This window comes from Brevundimonas sp. (genome assembly GCF_036402095.1).
Classification (GTDB): domain Bacteria; phylum Pseudomonadota; class Alphaproteobacteria; order Caulobacterales; family Caulobacteraceae; genus Brevundimonas.
On record NZ_DASWTO010000099.1, the window covers coordinates 1 to 3,612 of the forward strand.

The 3,612-nt window shown below is 69.7% G+C and carries 4 protein-coding genes; 3 read left to right on the forward strand and 1 reads right to left on the reverse strand.

Going from position 1 to position 3,612, the window contains the following annotated elements:
• The 3 genes from gcvPA to VGD32_RS07570 form a co-directional block, all read left to right on the forward strand.
• Positions 1–979, forward strand: a 979-nt coding sequence (gene gcvPA / locus VGD32_RS07560) for an aminomethyl-transferring glycine dehydrogenase subunit GcvPA (protein ID WP_331031288.1), incomplete at its 5' end; no start/stop codon positions are given.
• The gene (gcvPB, locus tag VGD32_RS07565; RefSeq protein ID WP_331031289.1) at positions 979–2,550 is read left to right on the forward strand and encodes an aminomethyl-transferring glycine dehydrogenase subunit GcvPB; all 1,572 of its coding nucleotides are present in this window, start codon (positions 979–981) and stop codon (positions 2,548–2,550) included. The genes gcvPA and gcvPB, both read left to right, overlap by 1 nt.
• Before the next feature lie 100 nt (positions 2,551–2,650).
• Entirely contained in the window at positions 2,651–3,139 is a 489-nt protein-coding gene (locus tag VGD32_RS07570; protein ID WP_331031290.1) for a DUF6789 family protein, read from the forward strand.
• Positions 3,140–3,213: 74 nt separating this feature from the next.
• Here the strand turns inward: VGD32_RS07570 and VGD32_RS07575 are convergent.
• The coding region (locus VGD32_RS07575) for an ATP F0F1 synthase subunit B (protein WP_331031291.1) at positions 3,214–3,612 on the reverse strand (399 nt) is incomplete at its 5' end.

The window sequence follows — 3,612 nt, forward strand, 5'->3', positions numbered from 1 at the left end:
GAACCTGACCGGCATGCCGGTGGCCAACGCCTCGCTCTATGACGGCTCGACCGCCATGGCCGAGGGCGTGCTGATGGCGACGCGCGTGACCCGCCGCAACAAGGCGGTGATCTCGGGCGGGGTGCATCCGCACTACGTCGCGGCGACCGAGACGGTGGTGCCCGCGGTCGGCGACGAGACCCAGGTGCTGCCGGCGGCGGTCGACGCCGAGGCCGAGGTCATCGGCCAGATCGGGCCGGACACCGCCTGCGTGGTGGTCCAGACCCCGAACGTGTTCGGCACCGCCACCGATGTGACGAAGATCGCCGAGGCGGCCCACGCCGCCGGAGCCCTGCTGATCGTCGTGGTCACCGAGGCCGTGTCGATGGGCCTGCTCAAGTCGCCCGGCGAGATGGGGGCGGACATCGTCGCCGCCGAGGGCCAGTCGATCGGCAATGCGCTGAATTTCGGCGGGCCCTACGTCGGCCTGTTCGCCACCCGCGAGAAGCTGGTGCGGCAGATGCCGGGGCGGCTGACCGGCGAGACGGTCGACGCCGACGGCACGCGCGGCTTCGTGCTGACCCTGTCGACGCGCGAGCAGCACATCCGGCGCGACAAGGCGACGTCGAACATCTGCACCAACTCGGGCCTGTGCACCCTGGCCTTCACCATCCACATGAGCCTGCTGGGCGAGACGGGGCTGAGGAAGCTGGCCCTGCTGAACCACGAGACGGCGGCAGCCACGCGCGACGCGCTGGCGTCGATCCCCGGGGTCGAGGTGCTGACGCCGCGGTTCTTCAACGAGTTCGCGGTGAAGCTGCCGAAGAACGCGACGGAGGTGGTCGACGCCTTGGCGAAGAAGGGCGTGCTGGCCGGGGTGCCCTACGGTCGCCTCGCCCCGGCCGCCGGCATGGACGATGTCCTGCTGGTCGCCGCCACCGAGACCACGACCGCGGCCCACATCGCGGCCCTCAAGACCGCCCTGGCGGAGGTTCTGTAATGAGCACGATGAACACCGTCGGCCGCCCGACCACGCCGAACAAGGTCGAGAGCAAGCCCGCCACCCTGACCGGCGGACGCGGCCTGCTGCAGGACGAGCACCTGATCTTCGAGAGCGACGGCTGGGGCAAGACCGGCGTCGACCTGCCGGAGCCGAAGGGCACGGGCGCCGATCTGGGCGATCTGGTGCGCAAGGATCCGATCGGCCTGCCGGGGCTCAGCGAGCCCGAAGCGATGCGGCACTATGTGCGGCTGAGCCAGAAGAACCACGCCATCGACCTGGCCATCTATCCGCTGGGCTCGTGCACGATGAAGCACAACCCGCGCCTGAACGAGAAGATGGCGCGTCTGCCGGGCTTCTCGGATATCCACCCGCTGCAGCCGCAGTCGACGGTGCAGGGGGCGCTGGAGCTGATGGACCAGCTGGCTCACTGGCTGAAGACCCTGACCGGCATGCCGGCGGTGGCCCTGTCGCCCAAGGCCGGCGCGCATGGCGAACTGTGCGGCCTGATGGCCATTCGCGCCGCGCATGAGGCGTCGGGCGAGCACGAGACGCGCCGCAAGGTGCTGGTGCCGACCTCGGCCCACGGCACCAATCCGGCCACCGCCGCCTTCGTCGGCTATACCGTCGTGGAAGTCGCCCAGACGGACGACGGGCGGGTCGACGTGGCCGATCTGGCGTCCAAGCTGGGCCCGGACGTGGCCGCCATCATGGTGACCAACCCCAATACCTGCGGCCTGTTCGAGCGCGACATCCTCGAGATCAGCCGGCTGACGCACGAGGCGGGGGCGTATTTCTACTGCGACGGGGCCAATTTCAACGCCATCGTCGGGCGGGTGCGGCCGGGCGACCTGGGCGTCGACGCGATGCACATCAACCTGCACAAGACCTTCTCGACGCCGCACGGCGGCGGCGGGCCGGGCGCGGGACCGGTGGTGCTGTCGGAGGCGCTGGCCGCCTTCGCCCCGGCGCCGTGGGTCGTCAGCGAGGGCGACGGGTTCAAGCTGGTCGAGCGCGAGGAAGGCGAGGCGGCGCAGGCCTTCGGCCGGCTGTGCGCCTTCCAAGGCCAGATGGGCATGTACGTCCGGGCCCTCAGCTACATGATGAGCCACGGCTCGGACGGACTGCGCCAGGTCGCCGAGGACGCGGTGCTGAACGCCAACTACATCAAGGCCCGGCTGTCGGACCTGATGAGCCCGGCCTTCCCCGACGGACCGTGCATGCACGAGGCCCTGTTCGACGACGAGTGGCTGAAGGGCACGGAGGTGACCACGCTCGACTTCGCCAAGGCGATGATCGACGAGGGCTTCCACCCGATGACCATGTATTTCCCGCTGGTCGTCCACGGGGCCATGCTGATCGAGCCGACCGAGACGGAGTCGAAGCAGGAGCTGGACCGCTTCATCGAGGCGATGCGGGCGCTGGCGGAGGCGGCGAAGGCCGGCGACGTCGACCGCTTCAAGGGCGCGCCCTTCCACGCGCCGCTGAAGCGTCTGGACGAGACCCGGGCGGCGCGTCAGCCCGTGCTGCGCTGGACGGCGCCGGAGGGATCGAACATCGCCGCCGAATAGGTCAGTCGCGGCAATGTGAACGCCATTCTCCCCAAAAGGCGTATCCTTCTCCACGCGTTATCAGAACCGAATACAGGCGTTGGGAGGCGCTCAGGTCATGATGTCACGCGTACAAAAGGGTCTGGTCGCCGGGCTGGCGGCCACGGTGGTGGTCTCGATCATCGAGGCGATCAACATGACGGTGGGCCACTGGGCCGTCGCATTCCCGCAGCTGCTCGGCGTCATTCTGCAGCAGCCCGTGGATCAGCCGATCGTCGGCTGGGTCGCCCACTTCATCGCCGGTCTCGGCCTCGGCGCGCTGTTCGGGGTGCTGTGCCCCCGGCTGCCGACCGACACGGCCGAATCCAAGGGCATAGTGTTCGCTGTCGGAGCCTTCATCCTGATGAGCCTGGTCGTCGCCCCGATCGGCGGCGCGGGCCTGTTCTTCATGAAGGCCGGCTTCGGCACCCTGGCCTGGATGATCGCCAGCCATGCGATCTTCGGCATCGTGCTGGGTAACGTCTACGGACGGCTGGTCGGCCGCAGCCGGGAAGCCCAGCACATGATCCACGGCAATCACATCCACCGTCACGGTCCCTACCACGCCTGAGCGGTCGGGACTGAAAGCGAAAGGGCCCCGCTGGCGACAGCGGGGCCCTTGTGCGTTCCGGCGATCCCGCCCGGTCAGTTCAGCCGCGAGCCGATCTGGGCGATGGCGGCGTCGAGCAGGGGATCGGTCGTCTGGCCGGCCAGGCGGGCGGCAAGGATCTGTTCCGCGGCGCGGGCGGCGAGGTCGGCGGCGGCCGCCTTCACCTCGGCGGTGGCCTGGACCTCGGCCTGGGCGATGCGGCGCTCGGCCAGCGCCTGGCGGCGGGCGAGGGTCTCTTCCAGCTTGGCCCTGGCCTCGGCTTCCATGACGCGGGCGTCGGCTTCAGCGGCCTTGAGCATCTCGGCGGCCTGGGCCTCGGCGTCCGCCTTCTCCTGACGGATCTGGGCCAGCAGGGCCTCGGCCTCGGCGCGCAGACGGGCGGCCTCGTCGAGCTCGGACTGGATTTTGGCGGCCTTGGCGTCGAGCATGCCCGC

Coding starts and splice junctions, on each gene's coding strand:
- gcvPB (WP_331031289.1), top strand. CDS start 979: ATGAGCACGATGAACACCGTCGGCCGCCCGACCACGCCGAACAAGGTC.
- VGD32_RS07570 (WP_331031290.1), top strand. CDS start 2,651: ATGTCACGCGTACAAAAGGGTCTGGTCGCCGGGCTGGCGGCCACGGTG.